This is a genomic window from Streptococcus sp. TATVAM-FAB8 (assembly GCF_046592795.1).
GTDB classification, from domain to species: Bacteria; Bacillota; Bacilli; order Lactobacillales; family Streptococcaceae; genus Streptococcus; species Streptococcus ruminicola.
The window spans coordinates 23,216-43,079 of the sequence record NZ_JAWVPQ010000001.1 but is presented as its reverse complement, the minus strand read 5'-3'; the positions used below and the strand labels follow the sequence as shown (position 1 = coordinate 43,079).

Annotated in this window: 16 protein-coding genes and 1 pseudogene; 14 read left to right on the top strand and 3 right to left on the bottom strand. The window is 38.8% G+C overall.

Annotated features, from left to right (window positions below; all coding sequences use genetic code 11):
- Positions 1 to 4,371 (bottom strand): annotated as a pseudogene (locus tag SFC32_RS00180) (acyl-CoA dehydratase activase-related protein).
- 296 nt (positions 4,372 to 4,667) lie between these two features.
- Here SFC32_RS00180 and SFC32_RS00175 point away from each other — a divergent pair.
- The 8 genes from SFC32_RS00175 to SFC32_RS00140 all read left to right on the top strand — a co-directional run bounded on the left by SFC32_RS00175 (position 4,668) and on the right by SFC32_RS00140 (position 12,876).
- A complete protein-coding gene (locus tag SFC32_RS00175) occupies positions 4,668 to 5,279 on the top strand; it encodes a TetR/AcrR family transcriptional regulator (RefSeq protein WP_039696567.1) in 612 nt (203 codons plus the stop codon).
- 72 nt (positions 5,280 to 5,351) lie between these two features.
- Positions 5,352 to 6,122 (top strand): DUF1003 domain-containing protein, encoded by a 771-nt coding sequence (locus tag SFC32_RS00170; protein ID WP_039696568.1) that lies wholly within the window; start codon positions 5,352 to 5,354, stop codon positions 6,120 to 6,122.
- The gene (gene rapZ / locus SFC32_RS00165; RefSeq protein WP_039696569.1) at positions 6,115 to 7,005 is read left to right on the top strand and encodes an RNase adapter RapZ; all 891 of its coding nucleotides are present in this window, start codon (positions 6,115 to 6,117) and stop codon (positions 7,003 to 7,005) included. Before SFC32_RS00170 ends, rapZ begins: the two co-directional genes overlap by 8 nt.
- Positions 7,002 to 7,979: a YvcK family protein gene (locus SFC32_RS00160; protein WP_204983066.1), complete on the top strand. Its 978-nt coding sequence runs from the start codon at positions 7,002 to 7,004 to the stop codon at positions 7,977 to 7,979. Before rapZ ends, SFC32_RS00160 begins: the two co-directional genes overlap by 4 nt.
- Positions 7,976 to 8,887 (top strand): DNA-binding protein WhiA, encoded by a 912-nt coding sequence (gene whiA / locus SFC32_RS00155; protein WP_074602435.1) that lies wholly within the window; start codon positions 7,976 to 7,978, stop codon positions 8,885 to 8,887. The genes SFC32_RS00160 and whiA overlap by 4 nt, the downstream gene beginning before the upstream one ends.
- 24 nt (positions 8,888 to 8,911) lie before the next feature.
- The gene (locus SFC32_RS00150; protein ID WP_074602433.1) at positions 8,912 to 10,309 is read left to right on the top strand and encodes a C69 family dipeptidase; all 1,398 of its coding nucleotides are present in this window, start codon (positions 8,912 to 8,914) and stop codon (positions 10,307 to 10,309) included.
- A 136-nt stretch (positions 10,310 to 10,445) separates the two neighbouring features.
- Complete coding sequence (locus tag SFC32_RS00145; protein ID WP_411049606.1) at positions 10,446 to 11,966, top strand: zinc ABC transporter substrate-binding protein AdcA; 1,521 nt, start codon at positions 10,446 to 10,448, stop codon at positions 11,964 to 11,966.
- Between the two features lie 151 nt (positions 11,967 to 12,117).
- Positions 12,118 to 12,876, top strand: coding sequence for a glucosaminidase domain-containing protein (locus SFC32_RS00140; protein ID WP_411049607.1), 759 nt, complete (start codon positions 12,118 to 12,120; stop codon positions 12,874 to 12,876).
- 96 nt (positions 12,877 to 12,972) lie between these two features.
- Here the strand turns inward: SFC32_RS00140 and SFC32_RS00135 are convergent, their stop codons facing one another.
- On the bottom strand, positions 12,973 to 13,218 hold the full coding sequence (locus tag SFC32_RS00135) for a type B 50S ribosomal protein L31 (RefSeq protein ID WP_021142736.1): 246 nt from the start codon (positions 13,216 to 13,218) through the stop codon (positions 12,973 to 12,975).
- A 158-nt stretch (positions 13,219 to 13,376) separates the two neighbouring features.
- Entirely contained in the window at positions 13,377 to 14,318 is a 942-nt protein-coding gene (locus SFC32_RS00130; RefSeq protein WP_411049608.1) for a DHH family phosphoesterase, read from the bottom strand.
- 177 nt (positions 14,319 to 14,495) lie between these two features.
- Here SFC32_RS00130 and SFC32_RS00125 point away from each other — a divergent pair, with 177 nt between their 5' ends.
- From SFC32_RS00125 to SFC32_RS00100, 6 genes are all read left to right on the top strand, one after another.
- Positions 14,496 to 15,647 carry an iron-containing alcohol dehydrogenase gene (locus SFC32_RS00125; RefSeq protein WP_411049796.1) on the top strand — a complete coding sequence of 384 codons (1,152 nt, stop codon included), beginning with the start codon at positions 14,496 to 14,498 and terminating at the stop codon, positions 15,645 to 15,647.
- 122 nt (positions 15,648 to 15,769) lie between these two features.
- Positions 15,770 to 16,789 (top strand): adenosine deaminase, encoded by a 1,020-nt coding sequence (gene add, locus SFC32_RS00120; protein ID WP_411049780.1) that lies wholly within the window; start codon positions 15,770 to 15,772, stop codon positions 16,787 to 16,789.
- A 41-nt stretch (positions 16,790 to 16,830) separates the two neighbouring features.
- Positions 16,831 to 17,274: a flavodoxin gene (locus SFC32_RS00115; RefSeq protein WP_006532664.1), complete on the top strand. Its 444-nt coding sequence runs from the start codon at positions 16,831 to 16,833 to the stop codon at positions 17,272 to 17,274.
- Between the two features lie 85 nt (positions 17,275 to 17,359).
- Positions 17,360 to 18,745 carry a Fe-S cluster assembly protein SufB gene (gene sufB / locus SFC32_RS00110; protein ID WP_039696579.1) on the top strand — a complete coding sequence of 462 codons (1,386 nt, stop codon included), beginning with the start codon at positions 17,360 to 17,362 and terminating at the stop codon, positions 18,743 to 18,745.
- A gap of 84 nt (positions 18,746 to 18,829) precedes the next feature.
- The gene (locus tag SFC32_RS00105; RefSeq protein WP_411049781.1) at positions 18,830 to 19,537 is read left to right on the top strand and encodes a TVP38/TMEM64 family protein; all 708 of its coding nucleotides are present in this window, start codon (positions 18,830 to 18,832) and stop codon (positions 19,535 to 19,537) included.
- Between the two features lie 34 nt (positions 19,538 to 19,571).
- Complete coding sequence (locus SFC32_RS00100; RefSeq protein ID WP_133017885.1) at positions 19,572 to 19,859, top strand: chorismate mutase; 288 nt, start codon at positions 19,572 to 19,574, stop codon at positions 19,857 to 19,859.
- The last annotated feature ends 5 nt before the right edge of the window (positions 19,860 to 19,864 follow it).

Here is a 19,864-nt window from a genome sequence, read left to right as displayed (position 1 = left end):
TTAATTTGCTTTTTGCATTTTTTTGGCGGTTGTCATCATCAAGCGGATACGGTTCAATTGGTTAACTTCTGATGAACCTGGGTCGTAATCGATTGGTGAGATATTGGCACCTTTGAATTGTCGTCGGAGTTCTTTTAGCATTCCTTTTCCGACGATGTGGTTTGGAAGACAACCAAATGGTTGAAGACAAACGATATTTTTAACACCGTTATTTAGTAATTCAATCATTTCACCAGTCAAGAACCAACCTTCACCAGTGTGGTTACCGATTGAAACGACTTTTTCAGCACCTTTAGCGATGTCATAAATGGATTCGATTCCATCGAAACGCTCTGATTTTTCAAGAGCTTTGTTCATCGGCTTTTCAAGAAGATTGATGGCATCGATACCAAGTTTTGCTAGGCGTTTTGATTTTTGGCTCATATTGAGCTCATCAGCTTTCCAAATTTGGTTGAAGAGTGAGTAATTCATAAAGCCAATCAAGTCTGGAACAACGGCTTCCCCACCTTCATTTTCAATGATAGCGACAATGTCGTTGTTGGCTGTTGGAGCGTATTTGACAAGGATTTCTCCGACTACCCCAACACGTGGTTTTTGACCAAAGTCGATGGTTTCAAGATTATCGAAGTCTTTAATGATTCGTTTCATGTTATGGTTGAATTCGAAGTAAGAGCCGGATTTGACATTCTTACGAGCGATTTCAAGCCATTTTTCGTATAAGGCATTGGCAGAACCTGGAACGGCTTCATAAGGACGAACACGGTAAAGCACACGTTCAAAGAGGTCACCATAAAGCACACTGATAAGTAGACGTTTTACAAATGGTAAAGTAATATTCCAACCAGGTGTTTCTTCGGTACCCTGATTTCCCATAGAAACAGAAACAACAGGAATTTGAGGATATCCGGCATCTTTTAGAGCTTTTCGTAAGAGTGGGATATAGTTTGTTGCACGGCAACCACCACCTGTTTGCGTCATCATAACACTGGTATTTTCGAGATCGTACTTACCACTTTGAAGTGCTTCGAGCAATTGTCCGATAGTGATGATAGCAGGGTAGCAAGCATCGTTATGAACAAATTTTAGACCGACATCAACGGCTTTTCTGTCCATAGCTGGTAGAATGACAACATTATAACCGGCTTGTTTGAAGGCTTCTTCAATAAGACCGTTTTGGTGAATTGGTGAAAGCATTGGCATGAGAAGGGTGTGTTTCTTCTTCATATCTTTTGTAAAGATAGGTTCTTTACTTTCTTCATCAGCTTGGCTGGTAAATTGTGGAGTTTGGTTGAAAATGTGACTGAGATTAGCTTTTTTAGCTTTCTTGTCACGTTCTTCAACGGCAGCTTTAAGAGAACGAAGACGAATGCGGATGGCACCAAGGTTGCTTCCTTCGTCGATTTTTAAAACAGTGTAAAGCTTGTTGTGAGCTCGCATGATTTCTTCAACTTGGTCAGTTGTGACAGCATCAAGTCCGCAACCAAAGCTGTTTAATTGGACTAATTCAAGGTTAGGATTTTTAGAAACGACTTTAGCAGCAGCATAAAGACGTGAATGATAAACCCATTGGTTAACCACGCGCAAACCTGAAACTTCTTCAAGTCCAGCTACCATATCTTCTGTTAAAACGTGGAAACCTTCTTGGGTGATGATGTTAGCAATCCCGTGGTTGATTTCAGGGTCAAGGTGATATGGACGACCAGAAAGCACAATCGCTTTTTCATTGTTGAGGGCTAGCTTGCTAAGGAGCTCATCTGCCTTGTCTTGCAAATCTTTCTTGAAGTCAGCTAAGACTTGGTAACCATGTTCAACGGCTTCGCGAATATCAGCTTCTGTGATGTCATCATAATCAGCAAAGCTTTTGACAAGTGATTTGACAACAGATTCATGGTCGGCCAAGTTAACAAATGGATGGAAGTATTTGACCTCACCATTGCGGATAGGGTCCATGTTTTTTTCGATAACTTCTGGATAACTTTGGACGATTGGGCAGTTGTAGTGGTTAGGTGCTTTGCTATTTTCAATTTGTTCGTAAATGACACTAGGGTAGAAAATGGCATCTACTTTGCGGTCGATTAAACTTTGAATGTGACCGTGCACCATTTTGGCAGGGTAACAAACCGTATCACTTGGGATGGTTTCGATTCCCTTTTCAAATAAACGTTTGTCTGATTTTGGTGAGATTTGAACACGAAACTTCAAGTCAGTAAGGACCGTGTGCCAAAGTGGGTAATTTTCGTACATGTTGAGCACACGTGGAACTCCAACGACACCGTGTACAGCGTCACGTTTTGAGAGTGCTTTAAATTTAAAGAGTTTTTTATATTTGTAATCAACCAGATTTTCTTTTTGATTACTGCGGTCGAATTTGATTTTAGTTACTTTTTCAGCACCGCGTTCGCAGCGGTTACCAGTAACGAATTTTGAGCCGTCGTTGAAGATGGTAACAGTCAGTGCACAGTTGTTTTCACACATGCCGCAACGAGTGAATTCTTTTTGAGTAGTAAATTGATCGAGTTCTTCAAGCCCCATCAAACTTGACTTAGTGCGATTGGCTGTAAGTGATGTTTCAGTCATGCAATCCCTCCTTTACTGTACCGCGCTGACTTCAAGAGTAGCTTCTTGGTTGGCTAGTTCATCTTCGTATTTTTCTTTAGCGATAATAGCGCAGCCATAAGCTCCCATAAGTCCAGCAATGCTTGGTCGAACGACTTCGCGTTCGCTGACGAGTTCAAAGGCACGAAGAACAGCTTCATTGTAGAAAGTTCCACCTTGAACGACGATTTTCTCACCCAAATCTTCGGGACGTTTTAATTTGATAACTTTGTAAAGGGCGTTTTTGATGACAGAGTATGAAAGCCCTGCTGAAATATCAGCAACCGTAGCCCCTTCTTTTTGAACTTGTTTTACCTTAGAGTTCATAAAGACTGTGCAGCGTGACCCAAGGTCGACAGGGTGTTTTGCAAGAAGAGCGACTTTGGCAAAATCTTTGACATCGTATTTAAGAGATTTGGCAAAAGTTTCAATAAATGAGCCACAACCTGAAGAGCAAGCTTCGTTTAGTTGGATACTCGATAAAGCGCCATCGCGAACACTCATGGCTTTCATATCTTGACCACCAATATCAAGGATAAAATCAACTCCTGGGTTGAAGTAGTTAGCTGCTTTAAAGTGAGCAACGGTTTCAACTTCACCGTAGTCAACGTGAAGAGCAGCTTTAATCAAATTTTCACCATATCCAGTCACGCAAGAACGAGCAATGAAAGCATCTTCTGGCAATTGGTGGTAAAGTTCTTTTAGGATGGCAATGACATTTTCAAGAGGTTGCCCTTGGTTATTGCCGTAGTGTTGGAATAAAATAGCTCCTTTAGGATCTGTGAGGACAACTTTTGAAGTGGTTGATCCTGCATCGATACCAAGGAAAAGAGGCCCAGAAGCAGTGGTAATGTCTTTGTATTCAACGCTAGCTTCATCGTGACGGGCGCGCCAAGCATCCAGTTCAGCTTGATCTTTGAAAAGAACATCAAGAGTATTTTTAGGAACTAGGGATTTTGAAGTATTATTTTCTAAATTATGAATGATTCCAGATAAGTTGATTTGGGTTTGGTTCTCATCAAGAGCAGCTCCCATGGCAACGAAAAGTTGCGGATTTTCAGGGAAAATCACATGTTCTGGTTTGATATCAAGGGTTTCGATGAAACGCTTACGAAGTTCACTCATAAAAAAGAGCGGTCCACCAAGAAAGGCGATGTTTCCAGTGATTTTACGCCCAGAAGCTAATCCAGCAATGGTTTGATTGACAACAGCTTGGAAAATCGAAGCTGCAATGTCTTCTTTTCTGGCCCCTTCATTAATTAAGGGTTGGACGTCAGTTTTAGCAAATACCCCACAACGACTGGCAATTGGGTAAATGGTTTCGTAACCTTTGGCAAGTTCATTGACCCCGTTGGCATCTGTTTTTAAAAGTCCAGCCATTTGGTCGATGAAAGCTCCTGTACCGCCGGCACATGTTCCGTTCATGCGTTGTTCAAGAGTATCGCCAAAGAAGGTCATTTTGGCATCTTCACCACCAAGTTCGATTACTACATCAGTTTGTGGAATGAATTTTTCAACGGTAGTAGTCGCAGCAATAACTTCTTGGACGAAGGGAATTTCAGCCACATCAGCTAAGCCCATACCCCCAGAACCAGTAATGGCAATACTGACAGTTTGGTCGCCAATTTCAGAAATAGCTTCATTTAAAACCTTGATAGTTGCTGTTTTGACGTCTGAAAAGTGACGCTCATAACGTGAAAATAGTAACTGATAATTATCGTCGAAAATGACAACTTTAACAGTGGTCGATCCGACATCTATACCTGCTTTATACATTAATAAAAAACCTAAAAGTGTTAGAAGGTAGTAGATAAATATCATTCCTAAAAATGACTCATTATCTAGCAACGAATAATGTAGTTACGTCGACAGTTCTTTAACACTATTTCAATCCTTTCTTACTTATCTCACACGCTGTTAATGTCACAACAGAATGTTGCTTATTCAACAGAGTGTTTGTTATAATAGTATTATAAAACACTCATTGTCAATTGCAATCGCTAATTTTTTAACTTGTGTTGTTTAAACAACACATTCCCGACAATCTGTTGTTTATCTCGGAGGAATAGCTCATGAAACTTACTGATATTCGTTATTTGAGAACAGAAAAATTGATTTTTGATGCCTTTGCCAAACTTCTCAGCGAGAAACCTTATGAGAAAATTACAGTGCAAGATATTGCTGATGAGGCCATGATTAATCGTGCCACTTTTTATGCGCACTATGCTGATAAAGATGACCTTCAAAAAGGTATTCAACAACAAGTTCTAGAGCAAATGTCTGACATGATTGATGCAGCACAGATTACAAACGGTGAACGTGTAAAAGTTAAGCGAGCTGAGAAACTTTTAACGGAGTTTTATCATGGATTGGAAAAAAATGCTGCGATTGCTAAAATTGTTCTAAAAAGCATCTCTCAGGAAGTCATGCAAGAAGAATTTGGAAGTTTGGTACATGAAAAATACGACCATTTGCTTGCAAAACTAAATGTCACTGAATCTGGCGAGCAAGTGCCAACAGAATTTATCGTGGCCTATCTGACCAGTATTTTTTCAGGGACTTTACTTTGGTGGATTAAGTCAAATTTTTCAATGCCAGCAAAAGAATTAGCCCGCTTGGTTTTGACCTTGGTTAGTAACGGGCACCTTACCGTTATGGGTGTCATCATCGACCGAGAAGATTAGTAGAAAAGAGCTGAGAAGTCAGCTTTTTTGTTTTATTTCTGGTATAATGGAACAGACAGAAAGAAGGATCTTATGAGTCAAAAACAGCTAATGCAAGATAGCATTGATCATCGCGATTATCCAATTGAAGAGGGAGTTATCATCGATTCTCTGGATATTAGATTACAAGAGATTATCAAAAAGCAGCATCCTGATATTGCTAGTGGTGCCTTTATTAGCCATAAGAATCTGACTTATTACCGTCTTCTTTTTTTAGAGGAGATTATCGATAAAGCTAATCGTAAAAATGACTACGTCCGTGAAGCTGTCTACGACGCGACTAAGCACCAAGGTTATACAGCTTTAGATGTCCAAGACCAATTGGACAGAAAGATCACATTTGGACAAAAAATTGCGGATGATGTTGCTCGTTTTGGTGGATCTTGGACCTTTATTATTACCTTCATCTGCTTTATGGGAGCTTGGATGGCTTTGAATGTTTTGAAGCCTTTTGGCATTGTATTTGATAAATATCCATTTATTTTGTTAAATCTCGCCTTGTCAACACTAGCAGCGATTCAAGCCCCTTTGATTATGATGAGCCAGAACCGTGCTTCTGACTATGATCGCCTGCAAGCTAAGAATGATTACAATGTTAACAAGGTATCAGAAGAAGGCATTCGATTGTTACATACAAAATTGGATCACTTAGTTCAGCAAGATCAGTCGGATTTACTAGAAATTCAAAAATTACAAACGGAAATGTTAGCTTCTTTAACAAAACAACTAGTGAGTATGCAGGAAGAACAGGCACGTTTAGTGGGGCAAATTGAAAAAATGAGAAGGAGCGAAGAAAATGTCTGATAAAGAGATTAACTTAGTTATTGTAACTGGGATGAGCGGTGCTGGTAAGACAGTTGCCATTCAATCCTTTGAAGATTTAGGGTATTTTACCATCGATAACATGCCACCGACTTTGGTGCCAAAATTTATTGAATTAGTTGAAAAAACAAGTGACAATAATCGTGTTGCTCTTGTGGTGGACATGCGTAGTCGTCTTTTCTTCAACGAAATTACTTCTGTTTTAGATAAAATTGATTCAAATCCAAAAATTGACTTCAAGATTCTTTTCTTGGATGCAACAGATGGCGAACTGGTAGCTCGTTATAAAGAAACACGTCGCAGTCACCCATTGGCAGCTGATGGACGTATTTTAGATGGAATCAAGTTAGAACGTGAGTTGCTTGCACCTTTGAAAAACTTGAGCCAAAATGTGGTTGATACAACAGAATTAACCCCTCGTCAATTGCGTAAGACAATTTCTGAACAATTTTCAAGTGATGAAAATCAAGCTTCATTTCGTATTGAAGTCATGAGTTTTGGTTTCAAATATGGCTTGCCACTCGATGCAGACTTGGTATTTGACGTACGTTTCTTGCCAAATCCATACTACAAACCAGAACTTCGCAATCAAACAGGTCTTGAAAAAGATGTTTATGATTATGTCATGAATCATGAGGAATCAGAAGATTTCTACCAACATTTGATTGGTCTCATTAAACCTATTTTGCCAGGCTACAAAAAAGAAGGAAAATCTGTATTGACCATTGCTATTGGGTGTACAGGTGGTCAACACCGAAGTGTTGCCTTTGCTCATCGCTTAGCTGAAGAGTTAAAAGCGGATTGGGTGGTTAATGAAACCCACCGCGATAAAAATCGTCGCAAGGAGACTGTGAACCGTTCATGAGAAAACCTAAAATTACCGTTATCGGTGGAGGAACAGGGATTCCCGTTATTTTAAATAGTTTAAGGCACGAAGAGGTCGATATTACAGCCATCGTAACGGTCGCTGATGATGGCGGTAGTTCAGGAGCTTTGCGTTCGGTCATGCAATTGACGCCACCAGGAGACCTTAGGAATGTCCTCGTGGCTATGAGTGATATGCCTAAGTTTTACGAAAAAGTCTTTCAATATCGTTTTGCTGAAGGAGATGGTCCGCTTGCTGGCCACCCTCTTGGAAACCTTATTATTTCAGGAATCGCTGAAATGGAAGGCTCTACTTACAGCGCTATGCAGATTTTGACAAAATTTTTTCACGTTACAGGGAAAATTTACCCAGCAAGTGAAAATCCATTAACCTTGCATGCTGTTTTTAAAGATGGTTATGAAGTCGCTGGTGAGAGTCATATCGCTGGTTATCAAGGAATGATTGACCATGTTTATGTGACCAATACTTACAATGACGATGAACCAACTGCCAGTCGCAAAGTAGTTGATGCAATCATGGATAGTGACATGATTGTTCTTGGACCTGGTTCTTTATTTACATCAATTTTGCCAAACTTGGTTATTCCTGAAATCAAGCAGGCACTTATTGATACTAAAGCTGAGGTTGCTTATGTTTGTAACATCATGACGCAATATGGTGAAACCGAACATTTCACTGATGCTGACCACGTCGAAGTGCTTAATCGTCATCTTGGTAAAGATGTTATTGATACAGTTCTCGTCAATATTCAAAAAGTGCCGCAAGATTACATGGACCACAATAAATTTGATGAGTATTTGGTTCAAGTTGAGCATGATTTTGCAGGACTTCGTAAGCAAGTCAAACGAGTGATTTCATCTGATTTTCTTCGTTTGGAAAATGGCGGAGCTTTTCACAATGGCGACTATGTCGTTGAAGAATTAATGAACCTTGTGAGGGTGAAGAAGCGATGAGTTTTACAGTAAAAGTTAAAGAAGAATTGTTGAATTTGTCGCGATTCGATAAGAGTGAATTATCAGCTATTATCAAAATGTCAGGAAGCCTTGGTTTAACAGGTGCTGGACTGACCTTGTCAATCACAACAGAAAATGCCAAGGTAGCCCGTCATATCTATGAACTGATTGAAACGATTTACCACGTCCAGCCTGAAATCAAGTATCATCAAAAGACGAATCTACGCAAAAATCGTGTTTACAATGTTTTTGTGGCGACAAATGTCAGAGAGATTTTAACAGATTTGCAATTGGCGGATTCTTTCTTTGGTATTGAGATGGGCATTAATCCTAATATCCTTGAAGATGATGACAAGGGACGAGCTTATCTGCGTGGTGCTTTCTTGGCAACGGGTACTATTCGTGATCCAGAATCAGGAAAATATCAGCTGGAAATCTTTTCCGTTTATCAAGACCACGCCGAAGATTTGGCAAACTTGATGCGAAAATTTATCCTTGATGCCAAGGTTATTGAACATAAAAATGGAGCAGTGACCTATTTGCAAAAGGCTGAAGATATCATGGATTTCTTGATTGTCATCGGAGCCATGGAATGTAAAGAAAGCTTTGAAGAAGTTAAGATTATGCGTGAGACGCGCAATGACGTCAACCGTGCCAATAATGCGGAAACAGCTAACATTGCAAAAACCGTGACAGCCAGCATGAAGACTATCAATAATATCATTAAAATTATGGATACCGTTGGACTTGAGACCTTACCAATTGAATTGCAACAAGTGGCTAAGATTCGTGTAGAAAATCCTGATTACTCGATTCAGCAAATTGCAGACCACTTGGAAGGAACCTTGACCAAGAGCGGTGTTAATCATCGATTGCGTAAAATCAATAAAATTGCAAATGAATTATAGAAAAAAATAAGGAGAGAGTTTATTATGGCATGTACAACTATATTGGTCGGTAAAAAAGCGTCATATGATGGTTCTACCATCATTGCTCGAACTGAAGATTCACAAAGTGGTGATTTCACACCGAAACAATTTATCGTGGTTAACCCAGAAGACCAACCACGTCATTACAAATCAGTCTTGTCTTCATTTGAGATTGATTTGCCAGATAATCCAATGCGTTACACATCAGTGCCAGATGCTTTGCGTAAAGATGGTATCTGGGGAGAAGCTGGTATCAACGAAGCCAATGTTGCTATGAGTGAGACAGAAACTATCACGACAAATGCGCGTGTCTTGGGTGCTGACCCGCTTGTTGAATCTGGTATTGGTGAAGAAGATATGCTAACATTGGTGCTTCCATATGTCCGCACAGCGCGTGAAGGGGTAGAACGCCTCGGTGCGATCCTAGAAGAATACGGAACATACGAATCGAATGGTGTGGCTATTTCAGACGTTGATGAAATTTGGTGGTTAGAAACTGTCGGTGGACACCACTGGATTGCTCGTCGTGTGCCAGATGATTGTTATGTCACAAATCCAAACCAACTTGGTATTGACCATTTTGAATTTAACAACCCTGATGATTACATGTACTCAAGTGACTTGCGTGAATTCATCGAAGATAATAACTTGGATTTGACATACTCAAATGAACACTTCAATCCACGCTATGCTTTTGGTAGCCAACGTGATAAGGACCGCCACTACAACACACCACGTGCTTGGGCAATGCAACGTTTCTTGAATCCAGAAATCGAGCAAGACCCACGTAGTTTCTTTATTCCTTGGGCTCAAAAACCTTATCGTAAAGTCACTATCGAAGATGTCAAATACGTCTTGAGCAACCACTATCAAGATACTGAATTTGATCCATATGGTCCAGAAGGAAATGCTGTGACACAACGTACATTCCGTACAATTGGTATCAACCGCACAAGTCAAACAGCTATTCTTCAATTACGACCTGACCAACCACACGATACAACAGGTATTCAATGGTTGGCATACGGTTCAATGCCATTTGGAACAATGGTGCCATTCTTTACTCAAATTTCAACTACACCAGCTTATTTTGCAAATACTGGCGAAAATGCCTCAACAGATTCATTCTACTGGGTAAATCGTTTGATTGCAGCGATTGCTGACCCACACTTCCACCAACACGAAGGTGATATTGAAGCTTACGTGGAAAAAACAATGGCAGCAGGACATGCGCGTATCAAACGTGTTGATGCCGCTTTAGCTAATGGCGAAAGCGTTGATTTTGATGCTGAAAACCAAGCGATGAGTGATTACATCCAAGAAGAAACACAAAAACTATTGAATAAAATCCTCTTTGATGCAAGTAACCTCATGACAAACCGCTTCTCAGTAAGCGACTAATAACGAATCCTCTGAATATTTTTCAGAGGATTTTTTGTATGAAAGCGAAAAAATTTACAAAAAAAGCTTGCAAAAAGTTGAAAGTTTGGATATACTTTACTGGTAAACTATTAACTAGTTAAGAAAAGGAGCCATCATGAAGAAGAAATTTCTTTTGTTGATAAATGTACTTGCACTTTTGCTTGCTTGGCAAGTTAGCCACATTAAACAGGTTGCAGCAGATGACAAGATTAAAGTGGTAACAACTTTTTATCCTGTCTATGAATTCACGAAGGCTGTTTCAGGAGATACAGCTGATGTTACCATGCTGATTAAAGCAGGGACTGAACCACATGATTTTGAACCATCTACTAAAAATGTAGCTACGATTTCAGATGCTGATATGTTTGTCTACATGGATGATAGCATGGAAACATGGGTTAAGAAAGTCAAAAAATCAATTGATTCTGATAACCTAACTATCGTTCGAGCAAGTGGAGATATGCTTCTCATGGCTGGTACAGCTGAAGAAGAAGGCGAAGACCATGACGAGCATGAAGGACATAGTCATGAATATGACCCACATGTCTGGCTCTCACCAAAACGCGCGGTTACTTTGGTTGAAAATATCCGTGATGCTTTTGTTGCTAAATACCCTGATAAAGCTGATACTTTTAAAGCTAACAGTGCAGCTTACATTGAAAAACTCAATGACTTAGATAAAGCCTACACAGATGGACTTTCAAATGCTAAACAAAAAAGCTTCGTCACTCAGCATGCTGCTTTTGGTTATTTAGCACTTGATTATGGTTTGAATCAAATCTCGATTGCTGGAATTTCACCAGAAGTAGAACCTTCAGCAAAACGTATTGCAAGTCTTACAAAATACGTTAAAAAATACGATATCAAATACATTTACTTTGAAGAGAATGCGTCAAGTAAAGTTGCTGCAACGCTAGCAGATGAAGCTGGTGTAAAAACAAAAGTTTTAAATCCGCTAGAAAGCTTAACTAACAAACAAATCAAAGCTGGCGAAGATTACTTCTCGGTCATGAAAGAAAATCTGAAAGCTTTGAAATTGACAACTGACGTCAAAGGTAAAGAAATCAAAGCTGAAACAGATAACACCAAAACTGTTCAGCACGGCTATTTCAAAGATAAAGACGTTACTGATCGTAAATTAAGTGATTGGACAGGAAAATGGCAATCTGCTTACCCATACCTTCTTGATGGTACACTTGATCCTGTCTGGGATTATAAAGCCAAAGCTTCAAAAGGTGAACAAACTGCTCAAGAAGTAAAAGACTATTACACAAAAGGTTATCAAACGGACGTTGAACAAATCATCATCGATGGTAAGAAAAACAAAGTTACTTTTGTTCAAAATGGTGAAAAACACACCTACACTTACAAATACGTTGGTCACAAAATCTTGAAATACAAAAAAGGTAACCGTGGTGTTCGTTATCTTTTTGAAACAGATGACAAAGACGCTGGCGAATTCAAATACATTCAATTTAGCGACCACAATATCACCTCAACAGATGTTGAACATTTCCATCTTTTTTGGGGTAACAGTAGCCAAGACGAAATTCTAAAAGAAATGGAACATTGGCCAACTTACTTCCCAGCTAAAGAATCTGGTCAAGAAATTGCCCAACACCTTGTTGCTCACTAAAATAATGAAAGGCTTGAATCAAATGATTCAAGCCTTTTCTTTTTAAGGGAAGTGGTAAAAAGCTGATTTTTGAGAGCAGGAACTCGCGTTGCCAGCTTATGAAAACTTTGCTATAATGGGTTAAGATAGCACTTACATTTTAGGAGGCCACGTGAAAGACAAGCAAGTGACAAAATTCTTTTTAGCTTGTTCGACCTTAGTTACTTGTATAACATTGGGAATTAACCTCACTTTCAGACATGCAGCTCACGCTGTTATTGCTGAATCAGGACAAGTTTCCCCAACAGCGACAGCTGATTTTATTACAAGTATTGGCGAAACAGCTCGACAAATTGGTCAAGAAAGAAACCTTTATGCTTCAGTGATGATTGCTCAAGCTGTTTTAGAATCAAGTAGTGGCCAATCAGCACTTAGCCAAGAACCTTATTATAATTTCTTTGGGGTAAAAGGGGCTTATAATGGTAATTCAGTCGTCATGCAGACTTGGGAAGATGATGGCAGTGGAAACACTTATGAGATTGATCAAGCCTTTCGCTCATACAACAGCTTAGCAGATTCGCTCAATGACTATGCTAATTTATTGAGTTGGAATCTTTATGCGGATACTTGGAAGTCAAATACCTCTTCCTATCAAGATGCGACAGCAGCTCTGACTGGTCGTTATGCCACAGATACTGCTTACGCTGATAAGTTAAATGCCTTAATTGAGCAATACGGCTTAACAAGCTACGATGAGCCGTTGGTAACCAATGAAGCTCAAGAAACTACCGAACAAGATAACCAAACTCAACAAACCAATCAAGCTACTGAAACCGTTAATCCGAACCACGTTTGGAACAAATACCGCGGTTCATACACTAGTTCAGATATTCTAGCAGAAGACGAAGCTTGGTTAGCTTATATTAGATAAAAAGAGCGTAAGCTCTTTTTTTGTTGCCCCATTTACGGAAAAACAAAAAAGCCATTTCGATTGCTCGAAATGACTTCTTGTAGTAAATGCGATTTCTTATTTTGTGAAACCGTATTTTTTGTTGAAGCGATCCACACGACCATCTGCTTGAGTGAATTTTTGGCGACCAGTGTAGAATGGGTGAGAATCTGATGAGATTTCCACACGTACAAGTGGGTAAGTAGCGCCTTCAAATTCTACAGTTTCGTCAGAAGCTTTTGTAGAACCGCTAAGGAATTTGTAACCAGTAGTTGTGTCCATGAATACTACTGGACGGTATTCTGGGTGGATATTTTGTTTCATTGTTAAAAGATTTCCTTTCTGCCATGGTGATTTTTTACGCACCATAGTTATTTTAACTTCTATAGTTTATCAAATAATGCGATATTTGACAAGACTTTTGTGCAAATTAATTGAATTGAAATATAATTGTTAAAAATCGCTCTACAGCAGGCTTGAGCTTAGTTTTTTGAGGCTAGTAAATCTTTGATTTCTTGATAGATTTGCTCGTTTTCCTCAAGGCTGTAAGAATTGGCTCCGCTGGCAAGTGGGTGCCCTCCTCCGTCGTGACGTTTAGCAATCTCGTTGATGACCTGTGTTTTACTACGCAAGCGAACACGGTAGTTACCATTAGCTTGTTCAACGAAAATTGCCCAAGATTGAACACAATCAATACGACCTGGAGCTCCAACGATAGCAGAAGTTTCAGCTTCAGTGACATTGTATTTTTTCATAGTTTCTTGCGTTAACACCACACGCGCAGCCCCATTATCATCAACTTCTAAGTTATCATAGACAAAGCCTTGAAGTTTGGCAATTTTAAATGAAATAGAATCCATTTGGCGAGCTAGACTTGAAAAATCAAAGTCATATTCGCGAAGTTTACTTGCAATCATGAAGGTTTTGCTGCTTGTAGATGGGTATAAGAAACGTCCTGTGTCTCCAACAATACCAGAGTATAGAAGACGTGCAGCTTCGCTAGAAACTTTTAGACCAGTTGAAAAGGCGAAGTCTGAGATGATTTCGCTGGCACTTGATGCTTTAGTGTCTACATAGAGCAAGTCACCATAAACATCATCGTTAGGGTGGTGATCAATCTTAATAAGGAAATCACCATTTGTGTAGCGGTCATCATCGATACGAGGAGTATTTGCTGTATCTGTAACGATAACCAAAGCACCGTCGTAATCGCTGTCAGACACTTCATCCATTGTCGTAATCCATGCAAGAGTTGGCTCATCAAAACCAGTTGCCAAAACTTTTTTTGCTGGGAAATTATGTTTGATGAGTTCACGTAAACCAGCTTGGCTACCTAGAGCATCTGGGTCAGGTCTTTGGTGACGGTGAATGATAATAGTATCGTAAGCTTTAATTTTTTCTAAAATTTCTTCAAATGTATTCATATCTAAATTCCTTTGTAAGCTAGAGATTTACCCTATTATAGCATGAAATGACCGCGAGGTGGTAATGAGGATTTTTGAAATAAATCAAAGGTTTTATTTTTAATTTTTAGAAGCAAAGTGCTAGAATAATATATGTAAACGTTTTCTAAGATAAAAAATCATAAGGAGGTTATGCTCATGTCAGTATTTTATGTTCCATCTCAAAACCTTATTGGTCGCGGAGGGGTTAAAGAAATTGGTGGTTACATCAAGAGATATGGTTATAAGAAAGCTCTTTTGGTAACTGACCATTTTATTGCTAAGAGTGATATTTTGCCTAAAGTAACGGCACCGCTTGATGCTGAAAACATTGACTATGTTGTCTATAGTGATGTTGACCCTAACCCAACCGTTAAAAACGTTGAAGAAGGATTAGCAGCCCTAAAAGAAAATGGTTGTGATTTCATCATTTCTCTTGGAGGAGGTTCCCCTCAAGATGCTGCCAGCAGTATGTCTATCCTAGCTACTAATGGAGGTCGTCCTCAGGATTACGAAGGCGTTCATAAATCAGAAAAACAAGGCTTGCCAGTCATTGCTATTAATACAACGGCAGGAACATCAGCTGAAATTACAATCAATTACGTCATCACAGATGAAGAACGCAAAGTCAAAATGGTTATGGTTGATAAAAATAGCTTGGCTTTGATGTCAGTCAATGACCCAGAATTAATGGTTTCAATGCCTAAGTCATTAACTGCAGCAACTGGTATGGATGCATTAACTCACGCTATCGAAGCATTGGTAACACCAGGTGCTTATGCTGCAACGAAAAAACTTTCAGTTGGTGCAATTGAGTTAATCAAAGAATATTTGCCACGTGCAGTTGCTGATGGTCATGACCTTGAAGCGCGTGAAGCCATGGTTAATGCTATTTTCTTAGGTGGTATGGCATTTAATAATGCAGGACTTGGTTACGTGCATGCGATGGCTCACCAACTTGGTGCTGTTTATCATTTACCACATGGTGTTTGTTGTGCGATGATTTTACCAATTGTAGAACGCGAAAATGCCAAACATGTTCCAGCAGCTTTCCGTGATGTGGCTAAAGGCCTAGGGCTTCATACCGAAGATAAAAGCGACCAAGAATGTGCTGATTATGCTATCGCAGAAATCGAAAAATTGTCAGCAACCGTTGGTATTCCTAAGAAATTGACAGAACTTGATATCAAGGAAGAAGAATTCGACTTCGAATTTCTTTCTAAAAACGCTTTGCTTGATGCTTGCGCACCAGGCAATCCATTTATGCCAACACTTGAAGAAACAATCGAACTTTACAAACAGCTATTTTAAGCTAAAACTTGGATAAGTTGCAGGAAAAATCCTGTGACTTATTTTTTTAAGAAAAATTTCTTTGCAAAGTAAAAAGAATATGTTAAGATAGTAGCTAAAAAAATTTAATTAGGGAGGCTAACTTGGATACAACAACATTAAAAGACTTGGCAAAAACAGAACTTCATTGTCACTTGGACGGTTCTATCTCACTAGAGACAATTCGTCAATTAGCAGATATGGCAGATATTGCTGTTCCAGCAGCAGATGAAGATTTGAAAGACTTAGTTACCGCACCTGCTGAGGCAGAATCTTTGATGGATTATTTAAAAGCATTTGATTTTGTCCGTCCGCTTTTGCAGACGAAAGAAGCTCTTCATTTGGCTGCTTATGATGTTGCTAGACAAGCTGCGCAGGAAAATGTGATTTATACTGAAATTCGCTTTGCGCCTGAATTTTCAATGGACCAAGGCTTATCAGCTTCTGAAACCGTTGAAGCTGTACTTTCAGGTCTTAAAAAGGCAGAAGCAGATTTTGGCATTGTGGCTAAGGTTCTTGTCTGTGGCATGAAACAATCGCCTGCACATGTGACACGTGATATTTTTGACCATGTTATTCAGTTAGCTGACAAAGGATTAGTTGGTTTTGATTTTGCAGGAAATGAACTAGATTTTCCACCTGCAGAATTAGAGGCCATTATCAAGCACACTCAGGAGTTAGGACTTCCTTTGACATTTCACGCTGGTGAGTGTGGTTGCGCTCACTATATTGCAGATGCTATCGCCCTTGATATCAAGCGCCTTGGTCATACCACAGCTATTTATGACCAACCTGAAATGATTCAAGAATTTGTCAAAAAAGGTGTGACAGCTGAGTTATGCTTGACAAGTAATCTCCAAACCAAAGCTGCGAAATCTTTGGAAGAATTTTCTTTTCTTGCCTTGAAAAATGCTGGTGCTAAGATTACCATTAACACTGATAACCGTACGGTTTCTGATACTAATTTAACAAGAGAATACGCACTCTTTGTCAAACACTTTGGTGTTGGCATCGATGATTTCCTAACATTTAATAAAAATGCTATCCAAGCATCCTTTACAACAGAAGCCCAAAAAGCTGATTTATTATCGAAAATTGACAATTTATATAAAACATTTCTGTAAAAATATGCTACAATAGTGGTAATTTATGTTTGGAGGGAACTATGGCTTTAGTTAAGATTGTCTATGCCAGCATGACAGGAAATACTGAAGAAATTGCTGACATTGTTGGAAATAAGTTCGAAGAACTTGGACACACTGTCGAAGTAGACGAATGTACAACAGTTGATGCAGCTGATTTTGAAGATGCTGATGTTGCGATTGTTGCATCATACACATACGGTGATGGTGAATTGCCAGATGAAATCGTTGATTTTTACGAAGATCTTGCAGATGTTGATTTGACAGATAAAATCTTCGGTGTTGTTGGATCTGGTGATACTTTCTACGATTACTTCTGTAAAGCAGTTGACGAATTTGAAGCACAATTTGCCTTGACTGGTGCAACAAAAGGTGCGGATTCAGTTAAAGTTGACTTAGCTGCAGAAGATGAAGATATTGCAAATCTAGAAGCTTTCGCAGAAACTATTTCTGAAAAAGTAAACTAAATAAGAAACTGAGGTTGGAGTGTGCTCCAATCTCTTTTTTTCTCTTCCTTTCATAAATAATTTTTTTATAAAGTGAGGTGTCATTATGACTAAAAATAGAGATTACGATTATGGTTTTCACGATGATCTTACTCCGACTTATTCGACGGGTAAGGGGTTAACAGAAGAAATCGTGCGAAATATATCTGCTTACAAGCATGAACCCAAATGGATGCTTGATTATCGTTTGAAGAGCTTGGAGTTGTTTTATAAACTTCCTATGCCAGATTTTGGACCAGATTTATCTGGAATTGACTTTGATGATGTCATTTATTTTCAAAAGCTAGCAGATAAGAAGGTTAATGACTGGGATGATGTTCCAGATAAGATTAAAGAAACTTTTGAGCGTTTAGGGATTCCACAAGCAGAGCGTGACTACCTTTCTGGTGCTGTAGCTCAGTACGAGTCTGAAGTGGTTTATCATAATATGAAAGAAGAGTTCCAAAAACAAGGAATTATCTTTACAGATACTGACACAGCTCTGCAAGAATATCCAGACTTATTTAAGGAGTATTTTGGAAAAATTGTCTCAAATAGTGAGCATAAATTTGCCGCTTTAAATGGTGCTGTTTGGTCAGGTGGAACTTTTATTTACGTGCCAAAGGGCGTGCAGTGTGATATTCCAGTACAGACTTATTTTCGTATTAATGGTGAAAATGCAGGACAATTTGAACGTAGTTTGATTATTGTCGACGAAGGAGCTTCAATTCAATACATTGAAGGTTGCACCGCTCCCAATTACACAACCAATAGTCTTCACGCAGCAACGGTAGAAATTATTGTCAAACGTGATGCTAGTTTTCGTTACACGACCATGCAAAATTGGTCTGATAATGTCTACAACCTAGTAACTGAACGTGGTAAGGTCGAAGAAAACGGCATGTTAGAATGGATTGATGGTAACCTCGGAAGTAAGGTCAATATGAAATATCCATGTTCGATTTTAGACGGTCCACACGCCAAAACGTCAGTGCTTTCCATGGCATTTGCCAATTATGGTCAACACCTAGATGCTGGCTGTAAAGTTTATCACAATGCTCCACATACCTCATCAACCTTGATTTCAAAATCAGTGGCTAAGGATGGTGGCAAGACAGACTATCGTGGTTCAGTTTACTTTGGCAAGCATAGTGAAGGCTCAAAATCACACATTGAATGTGATACGATTTTAATGGATGATTTATCAAGTTCAGATACTATCCCATTTAATGAAATTCATAACTCAAATGTATCTTTGGAACACGAAGCTAAGGTTTCAAAAGTTTCTGAAGAACAACTTTACTACATGATGAGCCGAGGAATTTCTGAAGAAGAAGCAACAGCTATGATTGTTAATGGCTTTATGGAACCAATCACCAAAGAACTTCCAATGGAATATGCCGTCGAAATGAATAGTTTGATTACTATGAGTATGGAAGGTTCTGTTGGATAAATGTTTGAAAATTCTAAAAAATAATCTTTTTATCTCTTGAGTCTTCTTGTCAAGCTATAAACTTTTCTTTATAATGGAAACGATATGAAAAAACATGAGTACAAATATGGTCAGCTACGCAAGTTATTAGTAATTCTTGGTTTGCTTAGTATTTGTGGCTATTTTATGATTTATGTCATCAGGCACTGGCAATTGATTGTTTCTTTTTGGCAATCTAGCTCAAAGACAGCTTTGTCACAGTTTTTAATGCAGTTACGAACAAAAAATCTGCTGAATATCACTATTTTGCTATTTTTGACAGCTCTGACAGCAGTCATTCCTTTTATGTCGAATGCGATTTTTGCTATCTTTAATGGCTTGATTTACGGACCTGCTATTGGCTTTTTGATGAATCTCTCAGCAAATGTTCCTGGAAATTTTCTCTTTGTCAGAGTTCTGGAAATGATTGATTTGAAGGACAATGATAGCAAGTTGAAGAAACATTTTGCAGGATTTAAAAATGTCATCAATGCTGTTGAAAATCAAGAACTAGGCATTATGCTAGGTTACATGATTCCTGTGATTCCAACCCTGCTGATCAATTATCACGTGGCAAAAATCAAATTGCCTTGGCGCAGATGGGTTCTCTACGTTACAATCGGAGTATTGCCGAGTAGTTTATTGTATGCCTTAGGTGGTGATGCGGTCGTCGTGGGAAATTTAAGACTGATTATTGTACTGCTTGTTATTTTTATTGCCATCAGCTTATTGGGAACTTATATCAAACGAAAAAAGAATAAGTCATTTCTATAGTAGAAATTCAAAAAAAGATAAGGATAGAGAAAAAATGTCAGTAAAAGATTTGGATGTTATCCGTCAAGAAATTGATCAAGTGGATCAGGAATTAGTAGCACTTCTTGAAAAACGCATGACCTTGGTGAATCAAGTAGCAGCATATAAAAAAGCTACTGGAAAGGCTATTTTAGATACCAGTCGTGAAGATGCTGTCTTAAAAAAAGTTGCTAGTCGTGTTCAAAATAAAGCTTTTGAGGCAACATTAGTTGATACTTTTGCGGATATTATGAAAAATTCTCGCGATTATCAAGCTAAACAATTAAAGGCTGATTTAGATTAAGAAGG